At 48.7% G+C, this 17,191-nt stretch carries 12 protein-coding genes and 1 tRNA gene; 8 read left to right on the plus strand and 5 right to left on the minus strand.

Annotated elements, in window-relative coordinates:
- Positions 1-4: 4 nt before the first annotated feature.
- From acrA to ACI77B_RS06795, 4 genes are all read left to right on the plus strand, one after another.
- A complete protein-coding gene (gene acrA / locus ACI77B_RS06780; RefSeq protein ID WP_409336127.1) occupies positions 5-1,147 on the plus strand; it encodes an acryloyl-CoA reductase electron transfer subunit beta in 1,143 nt (380 codons plus the stop codon).
- A gap of 140 nt (positions 1,148-1,287) precedes the next feature.
- Entirely contained in the window at positions 1,288-2,526 is a 1,239-nt protein-coding gene (locus ACI77B_RS06785; protein WP_409336128.1) for a thiolase family protein, read from the plus strand.
- Positions 2,527-2,675: 149 nt separating this feature from the next.
- Positions 2,676-3,575, plus strand: a complete 900-nt coding sequence (gene pgeF, locus ACI77B_RS06790; protein WP_409336129.1) for a peptidoglycan editing factor PgeF — start codon at positions 2,676-2,678, stop codon at positions 3,573-3,575.
- A gap of 333 nt (positions 3,576-3,908) precedes the next feature.
- Positions 3,909-4,163, plus strand: coding sequence for a hypothetical protein (locus ACI77B_RS06795; protein ID WP_409336130.1), 255 nt, complete (start codon positions 3,909-3,911; stop codon positions 4,161-4,163).
- A gap of 190 nt (positions 4,164-4,353) precedes the next feature.
- On the opposite strand, the gene gltS is transcribed toward ACI77B_RS06795, so the two are convergent.
- Positions 4,354-5,544, minus strand: a complete 1,191-nt coding sequence (gene gltS / locus ACI77B_RS06800) for a sodium/glutamate symporter (RefSeq protein ID WP_409336131.1) — start codon at positions 5,542-5,544, stop codon at positions 4,354-4,356.
- A gap of 12 nt (positions 5,545-5,556) precedes the next feature.
- Positions 5,557-6,531, minus strand: coding sequence for a TAXI family TRAP transporter solute-binding subunit (locus ACI77B_RS06805; RefSeq protein ID WP_409336132.1), 975 nt, complete (start codon positions 6,529-6,531; stop codon positions 5,557-5,559).
- 260 nt (positions 6,532-6,791) lie between these two features.
- Here ACI77B_RS06805 and ACI77B_RS06810 point away from each other — a divergent pair, with 260 nt between their 5' ends.
- The 3 genes from ACI77B_RS06810 (at position 6,792) to ACI77B_RS06820 (ending at position 9,483) form a co-directional block, all read left to right on the plus strand.
- The gene (locus ACI77B_RS06810; protein WP_409336133.1) at positions 6,792-7,304 is read left to right on the plus strand and encodes a hypothetical protein; all 513 of its coding nucleotides are present in this window, start codon (positions 6,792-6,794) and stop codon (positions 7,302-7,304) included.
- A gap of 92 nt (positions 7,305-7,396) precedes the next feature.
- Positions 7,397-8,320 (plus strand): Hsp33 family molecular chaperone HslO, encoded by a 924-nt coding sequence (hslO, locus tag ACI77B_RS06815; protein ID WP_409336134.1) that lies wholly within the window; start codon positions 7,397-7,399, stop codon positions 8,318-8,320.
- 143 nt (positions 8,321-8,463) lie between these two features.
- Positions 8,464-9,483: an alpha-hydroxy-acid oxidizing protein gene (locus ACI77B_RS06820; RefSeq protein ID WP_409336135.1), complete on the plus strand. Its 1,020-nt coding sequence runs from the start codon at positions 8,464-8,466 to the stop codon at positions 9,481-9,483.
- A 274-nt stretch (positions 9,484-9,757) separates the two neighbouring features.
- On the opposite strand, the gene htpG is transcribed toward ACI77B_RS06820, so the two are convergent.
- Together htpG and ACI77B_RS06830 are read right to left on the minus strand one after the other, a co-directional pair.
- Positions 9,758-11,746: a molecular chaperone HtpG gene (gene htpG, locus ACI77B_RS06825; protein ID WP_409336136.1), complete on the minus strand. Its 1,989-nt coding sequence runs from the start codon at positions 11,744-11,746 to the stop codon at positions 9,758-9,760.
- 261 nt (positions 11,747-12,007) lie between these two features.
- The gene (locus ACI77B_RS06830) at positions 12,008-13,468 is read right to left on the minus strand and encodes a L,D-transpeptidase family protein (protein WP_409336137.1); all 1,461 of its coding nucleotides are present in this window, start codon (positions 13,466-13,468) and stop codon (positions 12,008-12,010) included.
- An 844-nt stretch (positions 13,469-14,312) separates the two neighbouring features.
- Between ACI77B_RS06830 and ACI77B_RS06835 the strand changes: the two genes are divergently transcribed.
- Positions 14,313-14,386 (plus strand) — tRNA-Arg (locus ACI77B_RS06835).
- Between the two features lie 773 nt (positions 14,387-15,159).
- On the opposite strand, the gene ACI77B_RS06840 is transcribed toward ACI77B_RS06835, so the two are convergent.
- Complete coding sequence (locus ACI77B_RS06840; RefSeq protein ID WP_409336138.1) at positions 15,160-16,968, minus strand: hypothetical protein; 1,809 nt, start codon at positions 16,966-16,968, stop codon at positions 15,160-15,162.
- Between the last annotated feature and the right edge of the window lie 223 nt (positions 16,969-17,191).

Genomic DNA, 17,191 nt, shown 5'->3' on the forward strand with positions numbered 1-17,191 from the left:
AGCTATGCCTACTTACAGTAATACAAATACAGCTGCTTATAAGAACGTTTGGGTCTTCTGCGAGCAGCGTGAAGGCAAATTAATGCCGACTGATTTTGAGCTTATTTCCGAAGGACGTAAGCTGGCAGATGAGCTGGGAGTAAAACTCTGCGGACTTCTGCTTGGACATAATGTTGATGGAATCGCTAAGGAACTCGGCGGCTATGGTGCTGATGAAGTTCTGGTAGCTGATGATCCGCTTCTGGAAGTTTATACAACAGACGGATATACCAAGGTTATCTGCGACACAGTAGAAGATCTGAAGCCGGAAGTACTGCTCTTCGGAGCTACAAACATCGGCCGTGACCTGGGTCCTCGCTGCGCAGCTCGTCTCCACACTGGACTGTGCGCTGACTGTACACACCTGGATGTAGATATGCCGCTGTACCTGGATTTCCTGAAAGCGAACTCCACTCTGCCGGAGAACAGACTTGATCTGATTGCCAAGCATACCGTAAAGGTTCTTGGCGAAGACCATGATACAACAAGAGACCTGAAGATGACTCGTCCGGCATTCGGTGGACATCTGATGGCATCCATTATCTGCCCGCGTTTCCGTCCTGCAATGGCAACGGTTCGTCCTGGTGTACTTGCCAAGGCTCCGTTTGATCAGGCAAAGGCTGATGCAGTCAAGGTTACACCAGTTAAGTTTGAGCTTTCCGCTTCTGACATCCATGAAGATGTAAAGGAAGTTGTAAAGGCTGCAAAGAAGCTGGTTGACCTGGTTGGTGCTGACTACATCGTATCCGTTGGAAGAGGTATCAGTAAAGACGTTGATACAGGAATCAAGCTTGCTCAGGAACTGGCTGACGTACTCGGCGGAGTTGTCGGCGGATCCCGTGTAGCAATTGACTCCGGATGGCTTTCCGCAGATCATCAGGTAGGACAGACAGGTAAGACTGTACATCCAAAGATCTATGTAGCACTGGGAATTTCCGGATCCATTCAGCATAAGGCAGGAATGTCTGATTCTGAGTGCATCATCGCAGTAAACAAGAACCCGGATGCACCGATCTTTGAGGTTGCTGACTATGGAATCACCGGAGACCTGTTCAAGGTTACTCCGCTGCTGACAGAAGCAATCAAGGCAGAGAAGGCTAAGAAGTAATTGAAGATCTTCGTAAGAAATTTTCGAAGATATGGCGTGAAAACGCAAAATAATAAGTTTATCCGCAATCGGAAAGATTGCCCGTTTATTTAGAAATTAACCGCGTTGGGGGCCGGACGTGGCCCCCGAAGGAGGTAACTATGGAAACTAAGGATGTTGTAATCGTAAGCGCTTGCCGTACAGGTATTGGTAAATTCCTCGGAGAATTCAAGAACACATCTGCAAGAACACTTGCTATGACAGCTGGAAGCGAAGCAATCAAGCGTGCCGGCATTAAGCCAGAAGATGTTGATGAGATCGTTATGGGTGAGTGCTTTACAGCAATGCAGGGATCCCTGCCAGCTCGTCAGGTTGGTATGAGAATCGGCATGAGAGAAGACAGTGATGCATGCACAGTTAACCAGAACTGCGCATCCGCTATGAGAGCACTGGAAATCGCATGCAACGATATTCAGCTTGGAAAGACAGAGATCGGCCTGGCACTTGGTGTTGAGAACATGACCATGGCACCGTTCGTACTGCCAAAGGCTCGTATGGGATACAGAATGGGTTCCATTCCTAATGAAGGTGGAGCAGAGCTGTATGATTCTATGCTGCATGATGGACTGTATGACTCCCTGAGCAACGGCCACATGGGTGTTACTGCAGATAACGTAGCAAAGAAGTATGGAATCACTCGTGAAGAGTGCGATAAGCTGGCTGTACAGAGCCATACAAGAGCTGCCAAGGCTACAGAAGAAGGAAAGTTCAAGGACGAGATCGTTCCTGTTATCCAGAAGAAGAGAAAACATGGTAAGGAGATCGAGCTCGTTCTCGATAAGGATGAGCACTTCATCCCAGACTGCAACTATGAAACAATCAGCAAGTTTAAGCCTGTATTCACAAAAGACGGTGTAACAACTGCTCCGAACGCATCCGGTATCAACGACGGTGCTGCTGCTCTGATCGTTATGTCCGCTGATAAGGCTAAAGAGCTGGGAATCAAGCCGATGGCTAAGATGCTGAACATCTGCTACGCTGGTGTTGCTCCTGAATACATGGGAATCGGACCTGCTTATGCAATTCCAAGATGCCTGAAGGGTGCTGGAGTTGACTTCAAGGATGTTGATTACTTCGAGATTAACGAGGCATTCGCTGCTCAGTTCCTCGGCGCTAAGAAGATCCTGAAGGATGAGTTCGGCATGGACGTTCCTGCTGATCGCTGCAACCTGAATGGTTCCGGAATCGCTCTGGGACATCCGGTAGGCTGCTCCGGAATCAGAATCATCGTTACAATGCTGTATGAGATGAAGCGTCATCCAGATTGGAAGATCGGCTGCGCATCCCTGTGCGTAGGCGGTGGTCCGGCTATGGCATCACTGTGGGAGCTGTGTGACTAATCCAGTCAGAAACAATCCTCAGAACTTATATAGTGCGGTGTGAAACCACCGTGATAGCTGACAAGCGCTCCGGTATTTATACCGGAGCGCTTGTTGTTTTTGTCTGTTCTCTGTTATGATGTTGGAAGAGAAAAGATGAGGAGGACAGAATGAATAAGGAACTGAAAATTGAGGATTTTAAAGCGATTCCACGATGGAGTGACAGGAAAATACATTCTCCTTTGCTCAGACAGCTGCAGCTGGAAAACGGGAGAAGGCTGCCGCTGCTGTACTTTCCGGAGCTGGAAGCGGGAGGTATGGTCAGAACCGGATTTACAACCCGGATCGGTGGATTCAGCAGAGGCTGCTGTGCATCCATGAACATCAGTTATGACCAGTGTGACGATCCCTGGGATGTTGACCGCAATGTGAAACTGGCTGCAGAGGCGATGGGATCTAAACCTTCGAAGATGGTCTACACGGAGCAGCAGCATACGACCAATGTTCAGGTTGTGACGGAGAAAGATGCCGGAAGGGGAACCGTGCGTCCACGCGTCTGGGAAAGCGTAGACGGCCTCATTACCAACGTACCGGGACTGGTACTTACCGCGTTCGGTTCAGACTGCACAACCCTGTATTTTGTCGATCCTGTGCATAAGGCCATTGGCCTGAGCCATGCGGGCTGGAGGGGGACTGTTGCCGGAATGGCGCAGAAGACGCTTCAGCTTATGGAAGAAGAGTATGGAACTGATCCGAAAGATGTGCTCGCGGCTGTCGGTCCGTCGATCTGCAGAAGCTGCTATGAAATCGGCCAGGACGTTGCGGATGAGGTACGCCGCCAGCTGCCGGATTTTGCTGATGAGGTTCTGGATGTGTATCCGGAAGATAAATTCCGCCTTGACCTGCATATGCTGAACAAGCTCATTATGGAGCATGCAGGGGTTCTTGCCGATCATATCTATGTGACAGACATCTGCACCAGATGCAATCCAGAGCTTTTGTTTTCTCACCGCATAATGGGCAGCCAGAGGGGGAATAACGCAGCAATGCTGATGCTGCGGACGGACTAACGCTGACTTCTCCGCCTGGACAAAAACTTCCGGGCAGGGAGCAGAAGCGAAAACGTGTTCTCCCCGGGATATCAGCAGCTCCAATCCGGATTTTTTTGCAGTGTGGAGCAGTGTACTTGTTTGCGAAATGCGCAACGAACACGTGATTTATTATCAAACAACGCAAGGAAGAAATGTAATATAATATAGGTGTTGGAAGAAGACAAGTGTTGAACATATCGAATTTGCAATTGTATCGTTGTAATACATTTTAATTTCGCGATGTGAATTCCGGTATCTGTCAGGAAAATGCCGGAATTCACAGAGAGAATGACAAGCGGGGAGGACTCCAAAATGCTGAATTTTATTCGGGCATATCGTGAAAGAAAACATGCAGAGAAGCATGCTGCAGTAAAACTGAATGAGGAAAGTACCTTTACAGTGGACATGAATTCCTGTTCAGCGATTCCGGAAATTCACTGCCGGAGCAACAGAAGAATGCCTGCACTGAGAACAGGTCAGGGTGTAGATGTGACTTCCCCGGTCTGCAGACAGTGTCATGTCGTTTACGATGATGTTGCTATTCCGGAAGTGCATCCGGTACATTAGTTCCCATGGGTTGAGCAGTCAGCCCGCTGAAAAAGAAATACCACGATCCTGAGAATTCTCATGAGAATATTTCAGGTTCTTTTGAAACCCCAAAAGGCCGCTGCCAAAGCTGTGCAAACAGTTTTGGCAGCGGCCCCCCTTTTTTGTTTTCGGTAATCAATAATGCTGTTCGTGCATATCAGCACAGCGATTAAATAATATTGATAAAGGCTGTGATAATCAGGCTGTTGATAAAGTCAGCAAAGAGGCTTCCGACGATTGGAATGATCAGGAAGGCCTTGACGGACATGACGTACTTATCGCAGAGTGCCTGCATATTGGCCATTGCGTTCGGTGTTGCTCCCATGCCGAAACCGCAGAGTCCGGATACGATGACTGCCGCATCGTAGTCTTTTCCGAGTACACGGAAGGTGACGATGTCTGCGTAGAAGATCATAAACAGAGTCTGGGCCAGCAGCAGGACGACCAGAGGAAGAGCCAGAGCAGCGAGCTGCCAGATCTGCAGGGTAATCATCGCAATTCCCAGGAAGAGGGAAAGCGCAATACCACCGAGATCATTGATTTCACCCATACAGACTTTGATTTTTCCCGTGTATTCGCCGATGTTCCGGATCAGTGCTGCAGCGATCATCGCGCCGATATAGACAGGGAAGGTCAGTCCCGTTTTTGACAGCACATAGGAGAAGATCGTGCCTATTCCGATTGCAATGATGAGCTGGAATACTGCAGTCGGATACATGCTGACCTCACGTTCATGCTTCTGCTCGTCTTCTACGAGAACACTGTCATCTTCCTCATGAACGGTTTTCAGGAGATCGTGTTTTTTGATCAGATGGTTGCCGATCGGGCCTCCGATCAGACTTCCCATGATCAGTCCATAAGTCGCGGCAGCGGTAGCAATGGTGGTTGCACCTTTGACACCGAAATCTTCCAGAACCGGGCCGAAGGCGCCGGCCGTGCCGTGACCGCCGACCATTGGGATGGAACCGGTACACATGCCGATGAGGGCGCTGACATGGAGCGGTTTGGAAAGCCCGACGGCAATCAGATTCTGGCTCGTAATGAGAATGATGACCAGAACCAGAAAAACAGCCAGATCTTTTCCGCCGCTTTTCAGGACCTTCATGTTGGCCTGGAAACCGACGGAGGTAAAGAAGAATACCATACAGACTTCACGCAGCGTGTCGTCGAATGTGACATCGACGATGCCGCAGCTGTGGAGAATGCAGGTGACAATGGCAAAGACCAGGCCTCCGACTACCGGAGCCGGGATGCAGAAACGCGTCAGGAAAGTGATTTTCTTCCGCAGCCAGGCACCGAGAAGCAGGGCGGTCACCGCCAGAGCCAGGGTTTGATACATATCGAATTTTATTGTGTGCATGAGGCCTCCAGATTATTTTGTTTTAACGGTAATTCCCTTACTCTTATAGTAGTCGGCAGCACCTTTATGGAAAGGAATCGTGATGCTCTCGACTGCCTTTTTCGGAGTGTAATCGAGATTGGCGCTGACTTTTCCCTGCATATGAGTTTTATATTTGAATAATAACTCCGTAATCTCTTTTACCGTTGCCTCTGGAAGATTCTTCTTGACCAGGAAGACGCAGCGGACACCGACCGTCTGTATGGCGGCAGTCTGTCCATCGTAAGTATTGGCCGGCACCCTGCTTTCGACCAGATATGGATTTGCCTTGAGAATACGCTTCTGATGCTTTGCGTCAATGGACAGCAGGCGGATCGGCGTAGTCTTATTTAAATCAGCAATAGCATCTGTTTTTGCGCCAGCTGTAATAAATACCGCATCAACTTTCTTATCCTTCAGTGCCTGCATGGCCTTGCTGTACTTCCAGTGCTTTACATGGACCGTTTTTGAAGAAAGGCCGTAGGCGGAAAGAATTTCCTTCGCGTTCTGGTTTGAACCGGATTCCTTTTCCTCTGTATTGATGGTCTTTCCTTCAAGATCATCAATTGTCCGGATCTTAGAATCTTTTCTGACTACGATCTGGCACTGCTCCGTGTACAGCCCCGCAATGGCGCGGAAATTCTGCATCGGCTTATCACCCTTGTATTTTCCTTTGCCGTAATACGCCGCTGTGGCCATGTCGTTCTGCGCCAGGGCAAGCTGGATGTAGTCTCTATTCAGCAGACGGAGATTCGCCGCTGATCCGGCTGTGATTTTCGTCTTGACCTGCAGTGCTGAATCATTGTGATTCAGGATATTGCCGAAATGAGCGCCGAATTCCTGATAGACACCGCCTGTATGTGCAGTACCGAATTTCAGCCCGTGAGACACGTAACGGCAGCCAGTCATCGATACAACCATTGCAGCCGCACATACCCCGGTCAGAATCATTTTTATTTTCTTGTTCATATTCTCTATCCTCCTCAGCCTGAGTTGAATAAAAAGAAAGGGCCGCAAGCAGCCCCCGTGCAGTTTTGGTATATAGACGTATATAATCTATCACAATTCTTGATTATTGACAAAGGAATACGGGCAGATTTTTGAAAAACATAAGGAATTCTGTTAAAATAGTAAAGGTCTGAGCGGTGACTCAGTGGACCATGATAAAAGGCTGTCGTATTTTCAGAAATGTCCGCAGATCTGCGGGAACTTCAGGAGGTTGAAACAGATTGAATACGAACGATTTCGGAAAACACAATAAGGAAAACAATAAGGAAGAGCAGCCGAAAGTGCTTACCTTTCTGCAGAAAGCCGGCGAGCTGCTGGAAATCGTCGCTGCGGCCTTCATGTGCATAGCGGTGATATTTGCATTTATTAAGATGGTCCCTGTTCTTCAGCAGTTCTGGAAGGGGAATTCACTCAGCTCAGATTTCAATCATTTCATAGAAAATATGTTTACGGTTGTCATCGGAATTGAGTTTTTGAAAATGCTCTGCCGCCCGGACGCGGATAATGTCCTGGAGACATTGATTTTCCTGGTTGCCCGCCATATGATCGTTACCGATACAACGCCGGTACAGGATCTCGTTTCCACGATCAGCATTCTGCTGCTTCTTATCATGAAGAAAATCATTCAGGATCCGGGATGTTTGAGGAAGATGTTTTCTGATAAATCGGAAGCCTGCGGAAAGGGACGTGAAGAGAAGGATGACCTGCCGCTGTCGGATGCCGACAAAGCCTGAATGGGCAAGAGGACAGACGAAAGCGGAAGACTGGAAACGGAAATACAGAAACAAAATACAGAAAAGGGAACTACTGAAAAGAGGAATACGATATGGAAGATTATTTAGTGCGCGCTGCAGCAGCAGACCTGCATATCCGTGCCTTTGCGGTACGGTCAACCAATCTGGTGCAGAAAGCGCGTGAGATTCATCAGACTTCACCGGTCTGCACAGCGGCGCTGGGACGCCTTCTGACGGCAGGCGCAATGATGGGAAGTATGATGAAGGGGGATAAAGACATTGAGACCCTGCAGATTCGTTCAGACGGTCCGATAAAAGGGCTGACCGTTACATCGGACAATCATGGAAATGTGAAGGGCTTCATCAATAATCCGCAGATTGAGATTCCGCTGAAAGATGAAAAAGCCGGAAAGCTTGATGTCGGAACGGCGGTCGGAAGCGGAGTCCTCAGCGTTATCATGGATCTGGGACTGAAAGAGCCTTATACAGGACAGTGTGCATTGCAGACGGGAGAAATCGGCGATGACCTGGCTTACTATTTTACCATTTCTCAGCAGACCCCGTCCGCAGTCGGCCTGGGCGTCATGATCGACACAGACTGCAGTGTGAAGGAAGCCGGAGGCTTTATTATCCAGCTGATGCCGGACTGCCCGGAAGAAAGTATTTCAAAACTGGAGAAACGTCTGGCGGAAATCCACTCCGTCACAAAACTGATGGAGCAGGGGATGACGCCGGAAGAAATGCTTGAGGCCCTGCTTTCAGACCAGAATCTTGAGTTCAACGGAAGCATGCCGGTACAGTATCACTGTAACTGCAGCAGAGACCGGGTTCTCCGCTCCCTTGCGGCCATTTCCACGAAAGATATCCAGGAACTGATCGAAGAGAACAAGCCAGTTGAGATGGAATGCTATTTCTGCCACTCTAAATACAGCTTCAGTCCGGAAGAACTGAAAAAGATTCTGGAGCAGCGCAGAATACAGAAAGCAGAAGATAAAGAAAAGAAGGAAGCGGAATAGCATCCGTCAGAACGTGCAGAAGCGGCTGTCTGACGGAACGGCAGGTCTGTTTCCGTCAGAGATCTTTCCTTGCGCGTTTGAATTTTGTCCGTATGCCTGAAGAGGTATTAAAATATTAAAATGATCAGAGAGGAGTATGAAAAATGACTTACGATGAGCTGCTCGCGAGTGCGAGAGAAAGTATTGGAGATAAGTGCAAGGCATGTCCGGTATGTGACGGAAAGGCCTGCAGGAATAAGGTTCCGGGGCCTGGAGCCAAGGGACTGGGACTGACGGCGATCGGAAACTTTGACGCATGGAGAAATATCAAGGTAAATATGGACACACTCTGCCCGAATGCGGATATCGACACAAGTCTGGAACTGTTTGGAAAGAAGTTCAAGTTCCCGATTTTCGCCGGTCCGGTTGGTGCGGTCAACCTGCATTACGGCACAAAGTATAATGATGTTTCCTATAACGATGTTCTGGTTTCTGCCTGTGCAGAAGAAGGAATAGCCGCATTCACCGGCGACGGTACGGATGCAAACGTTATGAAGGCCGCAACCAGGGCGATCAAGGCTCAGAATGGTCTGGGCGTTCCGACGGTTAAGCCGTGGAACATGCCGGTTGTAAAGGAAAAAATGGCCCTCGTCAAGGAGAGTGGAGCATTTGCCTGCGCCATGGACATTGACGCTGCCGGACTTCCTTTCCTTAAGGGTCTGGAGCCGCCTGCAGGAAGAAAGAGCGTGGAAGAGCTTCATGAGATCGTAGAAGAAGCCGGCGTTCCGTTCATCGTAAAGGGTGTCATGACGCCGAATGCAGCCATGAAGGCTCTGGCTGCCGGCGCATCCGGAATCGTTGTTTCCAATCACGGCGGACGCGTTCAGGATGATACGGTTCCGACTGCCGAGGTTCTGGAAGAAATCGCAGATGCGGTCAGCGGACAGATGAAGATCTTCGTTGACGGCGGAATCCGCACCGGTGCAGATGTATTCAAGGCTCTGGCTATGGGCGCAGACGCCGTTCTGATTGCAAGACCGTATGTTACAGCAGTATACGGCGGCGGCGCGGAAGGCGTGAAGTTCTACACTGAGAAGATCGGAAATGAACTGGCTGATACCATGATGATGTGCGGTGCCAATACACTGGATGACATTACAAGAGATATGATCTACTATCTCTAGTCAGAAACGGCTGAAGCAGATAGATTACCGGTACTTCCGGTCAATGAAAAAGAATAACAGAAGCTGGAAACTTCCCCTGTGAGACTGCGGGCGCGGCTCACAGGGGAAGTTTTCTCCGTATTGCCGGCAGCCGAAGATCTGGCCGGGACAGTGAGAATCGCGGCCACAGAAAAAGACGCCTGCGCTGCATTTGGGAGTATGCAGAACAGACGTCTTGTTGTTTTTATCATTTTCCCGCAAGGGGGATATGCGGGTTATGATCTTGAAAAGTTAATTATTTGCCCAGAATCAGTCTGGTGACATCATCACCGACTGCTGCCGGATTGTCGATGGTCAGTCCGCTCAGCAGAACGGCCTGATTGTACAGCAGGCGGGTGTAAACCGCGGTCATGTCCTTATCGCCGGCAGCGAAGGTATCCGCCAGTTTCTTCATGACGTCGTGGTCTGGGTTCAGTTCCAGAACACGCTCTGCCTTGACGCCCTGATTCATCGGCATCTTATTCAGCGTCTTCTCCATCTCAAAGGAGATGCCGCCCTTGCTGGACAGGGATACCGGCGCGTCGCCGAGGCGTCCGGACAGCTTGATTTCCGTAACCTGATCGCCCAGGGTATCCTTCATGAACTTCAGCAGATCCTCATGTTCCTTATTGAGCTCCTCCAGCTTCTTCTTCTCATCCTCAGACTCGTTCTCACTGAAATCTTCCTCGGAAATGGAGCGGAATGCCTTATCCTTATAGCTTCCCATCATGCGGACAACGAATTCATCGATTTCTTCGGTCAGATACAGGACTTCAAGGCCCTTGGCCTTTGCAGCCTTGACCTGCGGCAGCATGTCAATCTTATCAATGGTTTCGCCCGGTGCGTAGTAGATGTACTTCTGATCTTCACCCATCTTTGCGATGTATTCATCCAGGGTGACCAGTTTCTTCTCCGTGCTGGAATAGAACAGGACCAGATCGGACAGAACATCCTTATGCATGCCGTAGTCCATGTAAATGCCGTATTTCAGCTGACGGCCGAACTCGTGGAAGAACTTTTCATATCCTTCACGGTCTTCCTTCAGGAAGTTCAGCAGTTCATTCTTGATCTTCTTTTCCAGTGTCTTGGCGATATTCTTGACCTGACGGTTCTGCTGCAGCGTCTCACGGGAGATGTTCAGAGACAGATCTTCAGAGTCGACCAGTCCTTCGACAAAGTTAAAGTAGTCAGGGAGCAGATCTTTACACTTCTCCATGATCATGACGCCGGAAGAGTAGAGCTGCAGGCCCTTCTCAAAGTCGGTTGTATAGTAGTTAAACGGCGTATGGGAAGGAATGAACAGCAGAGCGGTGTAACTGGACACACCCTCAACCTGCGTTCTGATTACGCGGGCCGGATTCTGATAATCGCCGAACTTGGTCTTATAGTAGTCGTTGTATTCTTCCGGTTTTACCTTGCTCTTCGGGCGCTTCCAGATCGGTTCCATGGAGTTGAGGGTTTCCAGTTCCTGATAGGTCTCCATTTCAGGCGGCTTCTTCTCCTTGTTTTCGTCTTCCTTTGCGTCTGTATTTTCTGCTTCCGCGCTTTCATCCTTCTTCGGACGGGTCTTGCTGACCATCATCTGAATCGGATAGTGGATGTAATCGGAGTACTTTTTGACCAGACGGCTGAGTTCGTACTGATCCAGGAATCTGGAGTAATTCTCACCGTTCTCTGTATCTTTCTCATCCTCTTTCAGGTGCAGAACGATGTCTGTTCCGACTTCATCCTTCTCAGCAGGCTCGATGGTATATCCGTCTGTGCCGGAAGATTCCCAGATGTTTGCCTGGTCAGAACCGTAAGCGCGGCTCGTAACCGTTACATGATCAGCAACCATGAATGCGGAATAGAAACCGACACCGAACTGACCGATGATATCCGTATCATTGGAAGCGCTATCCTCGCTGTTCTCTCCATTCTTCTTCTGCATTTCCTGCTTGAATGCAAGACTTCCGCTCTGCGCAATTGTGCCCAGATTGGATTCCATCTCCTCAGCGGTCATTCCGATACCGTTATCACTGATGGTCAGCGTCCGGGCATCCTTATCCGCGGTCAGATGAATCTTGAAATCCGATCTCTGAATACCCGTGTCACCGGACTGCAGACTCTTGTAATAGAGCTTGTCCAGAGCATCGCTGGCGTTACTGATCAGCTCTCTTAAGAAAATTTCCTTATGTGTGTAAATGGAATTGATCATCATATCCAGCAGTTTCTTAGATTCTGCCTTGAATTCCTTTTTTGCCATTCCTATTCCTCCTCATGCCCGGAGCAGGGGGATGCCTGCCCGGGATCTATACATTTATCTGGTATGGCTGCAGGGCCACATCATGTTCATGTGTTAGCACTCGATATGAATGAGTGCTATTAACATATATTAATATACCACGAACAGAGGGATTGTCAACCGTTTCAAGGGACAAAAAACAAAGCGCCCCGCCCGGGTAAATTCCCGGCGCGGGGCGGTCAGCAAGGAGACGCCTTGCTTTGTTTTCTTTTGTCTTACTGACTATGCGTGAACGATGACCGGCATTCCTGCATGAACGTAAGAATACAGCTGTGCTGCTGCACCTGACGGCATGTTGACACATCCGTGACTTCCATTCGTCTGATAGATGCCTCCGCCGAAAGAGGATCTCCATGTCGCGTCATGCAGTCCGATTCCGCCGTTGAACGGCATCCAGTAGCTTACATGAGAACTGTAGTCTGATCCGTCGGCGTTCTGGCCCTTCAGATTGACGTTCGTAGCCTCATAGTTCAGGACGAATACACCATAAGGGGTTGCGTGGTTCTCAGCAACATTTCCCGTTACGACAGGTGTCGAGAGGACTTTCTTTCCCTTAATGACACAGTAAACTGTCTGTGTAGAGATATTTACCTCTACATAGGAATTACCGATGTCATTGCCGCTGTTCTTAATCTTGGAAGAAACGTTCTTCGAATAAACCGCGTCATGTGTAACATTCTTATCATTCTTCAGGTCAGAAGCAACAAGCTTTTCCATCTTGGACTTACTGATGTTATAGCCGTAATTTCCTCCGGCAACAGTATAAGTGCCGCCGCCTGCAGACTTCAGCTTTCTGGTTGAGCCAACTGTGCTCAGCTTGGAAGAAAGCGTCTTATCAACAAAACTCTTTACTGCGGAAGTCCTGACGGTCTTATTGTCTCCGCTGAACTTCAGCATACTCTCGAGTTCCTTTGGAGTAAGCGTGTAGCTGTTGTTCAGACCCTTATAGGTAATCTTTACGCCCAGATGTTTCTTGCAGAAGGCCTGGCGGTTAAGGACATGCTTACTCTTGCTGGTGTACTTCGGCTTAGAGTAATAATCCTTCTTCTTATATGTAAAGGTGGATTTTCCGTCTGCAACTGCCTTTGCAATCGCATTCTTCAGTTTTGTTTTATCCAGATTGTCACCGTAAACTTCCTTGACGATTTTGAACTTGCGGTTCTTCATGCTGACATAGGCATTCTTCGTCTTGGTTGTGTACTGATCGTTCTTGACAATGCTCATGTTATTGAACGTCTGCTCAAAACTGCTGTTGCTCATGTCCGGCTTCATAGCGATCTTTACATGGCGCTTGTTCTTATCAAACGCACGTGAAATTCCCTTGGAGAATCCCGGATGCAGGGCATTTTCGACTTCCTTGGAAATATTATACGTGTATTCCGAGTGATTGAAAACGGCAACCTGCTGGCCCTGATACATGACCTTCAGAGATTTACCCTGCCACTTGCTGACCACTTTCTTTTCTGCCTGCTTGGCAGTAAGATTATCAACACTGATTCCGTTGATGGTGCTTCCGGCAGGGAAGACCGACGGACTTACTGCATGATGAACCCAGATGCCCAGAATAATCAGAACGGCGATGACAATTACAGCGATGATCGTCATCCGTTTTGAGTTATAACGGACATTTGGCTTCTTGCTGCGTTCTGCTTTGACTGATGGTTGATTTCCTTGTTCACTCATTTCCCTTTACCTTTCTTTGCTCAGTGCATGACAGTATATACCATCGAAACGGCTATTTCAATCATTTACATCTATCTTTAGATTTCTTTACTTTTACAGCGTTTTAATAATTTGTTCATTCATACAATTCACACGTGCGCAATTGAAATTATGAATCTCAGCAGGAATTTCCAGACATTCAAAAGCCATGTCTGGGCATTGTAAAAGAGCAGGTTCGGATCACTATTTTCAGTATAGCTTTACAGGGAGAAGATCCTGTGAATAAACGGTGTCGGCAGGGGGTGCGGCAGATTGCTGCCGTGTGAAGTGGACCAGTCGCTGATTCAGTCGTTGGAGGGGATCTCAGAAGAAGAGTTTATGGAGAACTATTATGAACCGCTGGTGAAATAAACGGCTGTCTAGAGTTGTATTATTGCGTAACCGGGAGCAGGATATCTTCTGTCGAGAAGACAGGGGGTGCTGCCGGGGAGGTGTTGCCCTAAGTTCGGAAGAAAACGGCCGGAATCTATAAAATTGCGGCCGTTTTCTGTTACTCTGTTCCCTTCAGTGTCTGGAAGTTCGATGTTTAAACTCAGGTAAGTTATAGAACCATGGATATTTAAGTGAAAAAATAACTGTTTTCTTAAAGTCCTCTGGTGATTATTTATGCGAAGGTTGGAACTAATCATTATGGCCATATCGATCATCCTCCTCTTGTTTATCAATATAACAGAGGAAAATAGCAGTCACAAGCAAGGGAAGATGACATAATTGGTTAATAAGAGTTGCATCAGACCAGATCTGGCAGATAACGATTGCACCGTCATCGAAATAATGGTATACTGGATTAGTCGCATAGAGATGCGTGCCTATAGCTCAGCTGGATAGAGTAGCACACTCCGAATGTGAAGGTCGCCGGTTCAAATCCGGCTAGGCACATTAGAATAACAGTGTCAGAAACGTTGGAAAATCAACGTGTTCCGGCACTGTTTTTTATTGTCTGCCCGTTAGACGACAACAAGGTTCCCGGGCACCCACCCGACGCTTCAGCGTCGTGGAAGGGTGGGGTTCTTATTGTAGTTCAGCGTCTGAATATTTTGAAATCAGGTGTTTTTATGCCTTTTGCAGGGATCGTAATGCTTCGTCCATGTCCAGATACTCTGCCATGCCAAGAGTATAATGTCCTATCTAATGGATAGTCTGGATAGTGACAAAAGGCACTTTGGATTTTTTTGTTTCCGTTAAGTCGAAAAATCGAAATTTCTCAACGCGGAAAGGGAGTTTTTACTTCCTGTAGACGACTTTCCTTGTTTACTAGTGCAGAAATGACAGGTTTCTTTTGTATTTGCTTTGATGATATGCATGTATTGAAAGAAAACGATTGACATATATTAATAATACAGAATATATTGCTTTATATCGGATGAAAATAGCGGGAAATCCTGCTAATCTCCCGCTATTCTTGCATGTTCAGATGCTTATGAATGCACAATTAAAATGTGCACATTTAAAATCGTTGAGGAACCGCGATTATTTTATAATCTCGGAACAGATATTTCAAAACTCCTCTCAGGTGTTTTGAAAATACAGGAATACATAAGAACCGCAACGCCTCATCTTTTAATTTATGCTGTCACTGCTGCATGGGCTATGAAAATTCCTGAGTGACGGATGTCTGCCGGACACCTCGATAGTGCCTGAAAGCCGGATTTCTATGATTTTCTCCTTCTGCCCAGGAACGCCATCAGCGCTCCCATGCTCCCGAGAAGGGAAAGCAGCCACAGCAGCAGGGGCTGATGATCGGCTGTTTCGGGCGCGGGATCGTCAGGTTCTGTGCAGTCTTGGATTTTCTCTGCGGACGGTTCCGGGACGGGATCGCCTTCGATTTCTGAAATGCTGGTGTTATCGCTCTCTTCTGTATGGGAAGGAACAGAATGGTCTGTCTTTTCGGGGTCTGGCTCTGCTGGCGTGTCTTTGGGATCCGCTTCTTCCGGAATTGGATCTATGGATGGGAGTTTTTCTGGCTGCCCTTCCGGTTCGGATGGCTGGTCTTCCGGCTCTGGATCTGGAAGCGGCGGGATGATGACCGGGTCCTCGGGAATTGAAATTTTCCGTTTCCCGAACAGGGTCACCGGATGCGCCGGCATCAGGGCGTTCTGATCCACTGTAGACTGTGGATGAAAGAGCGGGGTCAGGAACCAGTCGTAATCACGGATGCAGAATTCATCTGCAGGCGGCTGCTTGCTTGTGCTTTCATTTTTGTCCTCGGAGACAGTGAACAGCTTTTCCTGATGGAAGCGGCTGGTATGGAGGCTTCCTTCTTCGATGAAGAGCTGCAGATTGTAGCGGACCGGGCGGTAGATGAGGGCGGCGTCAAAGGCTGACGGGAAAGAGAGCACCTTGTACTGGCCGCTGAAGTTTATGGACTGGAAACTGCCGGCAGGAATGGATGTCCCTTTTTTCAGAAGCTGGTAACCGGTCAGTTCGTATCCGGGATAGCGATAACGCATGGTTTTCAGAAGCGTATGAAATCCGTTTTGTTTCAGATGGTCAGTGTGGACGGACCGGGGCGTGTTTCCCTGCGGCGGGAGGAATTGATGATGGATGATCACTGGGTGATCGGGAAGCGGGCGGGCCTCCAGGTAAATCGGGTGGCCCTGAGAAAAGGAGAATCCGGAAAATGAGGTCATCGACATAACAGAGGTTTCGTCCATGTCGACTGTCAGAGGATCGCCATCGCCCAGAACCCAGCTGCAGCGGTCGTCCCAGACCATTCCGGCTGAGGAAAGCGGGGCATCGGAAAGCCCGGAGCAGGCGTAATTTTCCGCCCTGCCGCTTTGTGAAAGCTCTGCGGGAATGATAAAATGAAGCTCCACAAGATCGCGGTCATAGTAGATATTCTTGATGATGCGGCCATTTTCCGTGCTTTTGACCACTGGGTTTACGCTGCGCAGGTGAAAACCCCTGAAGTCAGGAATTCTCCCGGAAAGCGGATTGTCCGGGCGGATTACCCGTTCTTCTGTAATGACGTAGCGGCGGAGTGATTCTGGCGTATCTGCAGCGTCTGTTATCAGCTGCTGCCAGATGCGGAGATGCTCGGAAGAAGGGGTGAAAGATGGGGGATTCTCAGAAGCGGAAGAATCAGGATCAGAGCCGGAAGATGAATATTCCGCAGCGGCGGGCTCACGGCTGCCTCCACATTTCAGAGCTGCAGACTTCTTTTCCGGTGATTCTGTGATTACAGAAGAAGGACCTGAAGAAAGATCTTTCTTCTGTCCGCTGTCATGCTTTTCTCCTGCGCATACGGCCGCATTCCCCTGCGTGTCTGCATCTTCCGGGCAGTTAACCGGATGCGGAAGCTGCGGATATGTGGACTGCTCCGCCGCGTGCACGCCGCTGAACAGCCCGGAAGCAGTAAAAATGAAAAGAAAAATAATCAGCGGGATCAGCCTCCGTAGCTGAGCTGCGGCGGGAATAGAAAGCTGCCGCTTCAGTCGGATCTGGCTTTTTGTACGTACCATAACTTACCTCCTTATAAATATCGCGTATGGGCGGAAGGGCTGGTGTACAGAAAAATACAGAGTGAATGGAATATCACAGGTTTTGTTAAGCTTGAATTCATGAAATTTTCTGGGGGAAAGGATATTCCGTTAAACACATACACCGGCCCCTTCCAGAATAGACGAGTTCGGCGCGGAAGCACCGACAAAAACCAAGTTAGCAAGTCAGAAGACAAAAAGCAAG

This window comes from Eubacterium sp. F2 (assembly GCF_046244355.1).
GTDB lineage: Bacteria > Bacillota > Clostridia > Peptostreptococcales > Anaerovoracaceae > Aminicella.

What these genes read in the sequence shown, in the direction of transcription:
- ACI77B_RS06805 (WP_409336132.1), bottom strand. Translation starts at nt 6,531, where the DNA reads ATGAACAAGAAAATAAAAATGATTCTGACCGGGGTATGTGCGGCTGCA.
- acrA (WP_409336127.1), top strand. Translation starts at nt 5, where the DNA reads ATGCCTACTTACAGTAATACAAATACAGCTGCTTATAAGAACGTTTGG.
- ACI77B_RS06795 (WP_409336130.1), top strand. Translation starts at nt 3,909, where the DNA reads ATGCTGAATTTTATTCGGGCATATCGTGAAAGAAAACATGCAGAGAAG.
- ACI77B_RS06830 (WP_409336137.1), bottom strand. Translation starts at nt 13,468, where the DNA reads ATGAGTGAACAAGGAAATCAACCATCAGTCAAAGCAGAACGCAGCAAG.
- ACI77B_RS06840 (WP_409336138.1), bottom strand. Translation starts at nt 16,968, where the DNA reads ATGGTACGTACAAAAAGCCAGATCCGACTGAAGCGGCAGCTTTCTATT.
- pgeF (WP_409336129.1), top strand. Translation starts at nt 2,676, where the DNA reads ATGAATAAGGAACTGAAAATTGAGGATTTTAAAGCGATTCCACGATGG.
- ACI77B_RS06785 (WP_409336128.1), top strand. Translation starts at nt 1,288, where the DNA reads ATGGAAACTAAGGATGTTGTAATCGTAAGCGCTTGCCGTACAGGTATT.
- ACI77B_RS06820 (WP_409336135.1), top strand. Translation starts at nt 8,464, where the DNA reads ATGACTTACGATGAGCTGCTCGCGAGTGCGAGAGAAAGTATTGGAGAT.
- htpG (WP_409336136.1), bottom strand. Translation starts at nt 11,746, where the DNA reads ATGGCAAAAAAGGAATTCAAGGCAGAATCTAAGAAACTGCTGGATATG.
- hslO (WP_409336134.1), top strand. Translation starts at nt 7,397, where the DNA reads ATGGAAGATTATTTAGTGCGCGCTGCAGCAGCAGACCTGCATATCCGT.
- gltS (WP_409336131.1), bottom strand. Translation starts at nt 5,544, where the DNA reads ATGCACACAATAAAATTCGATATGTATCAAACCCTGGCTCTGGCGGTG.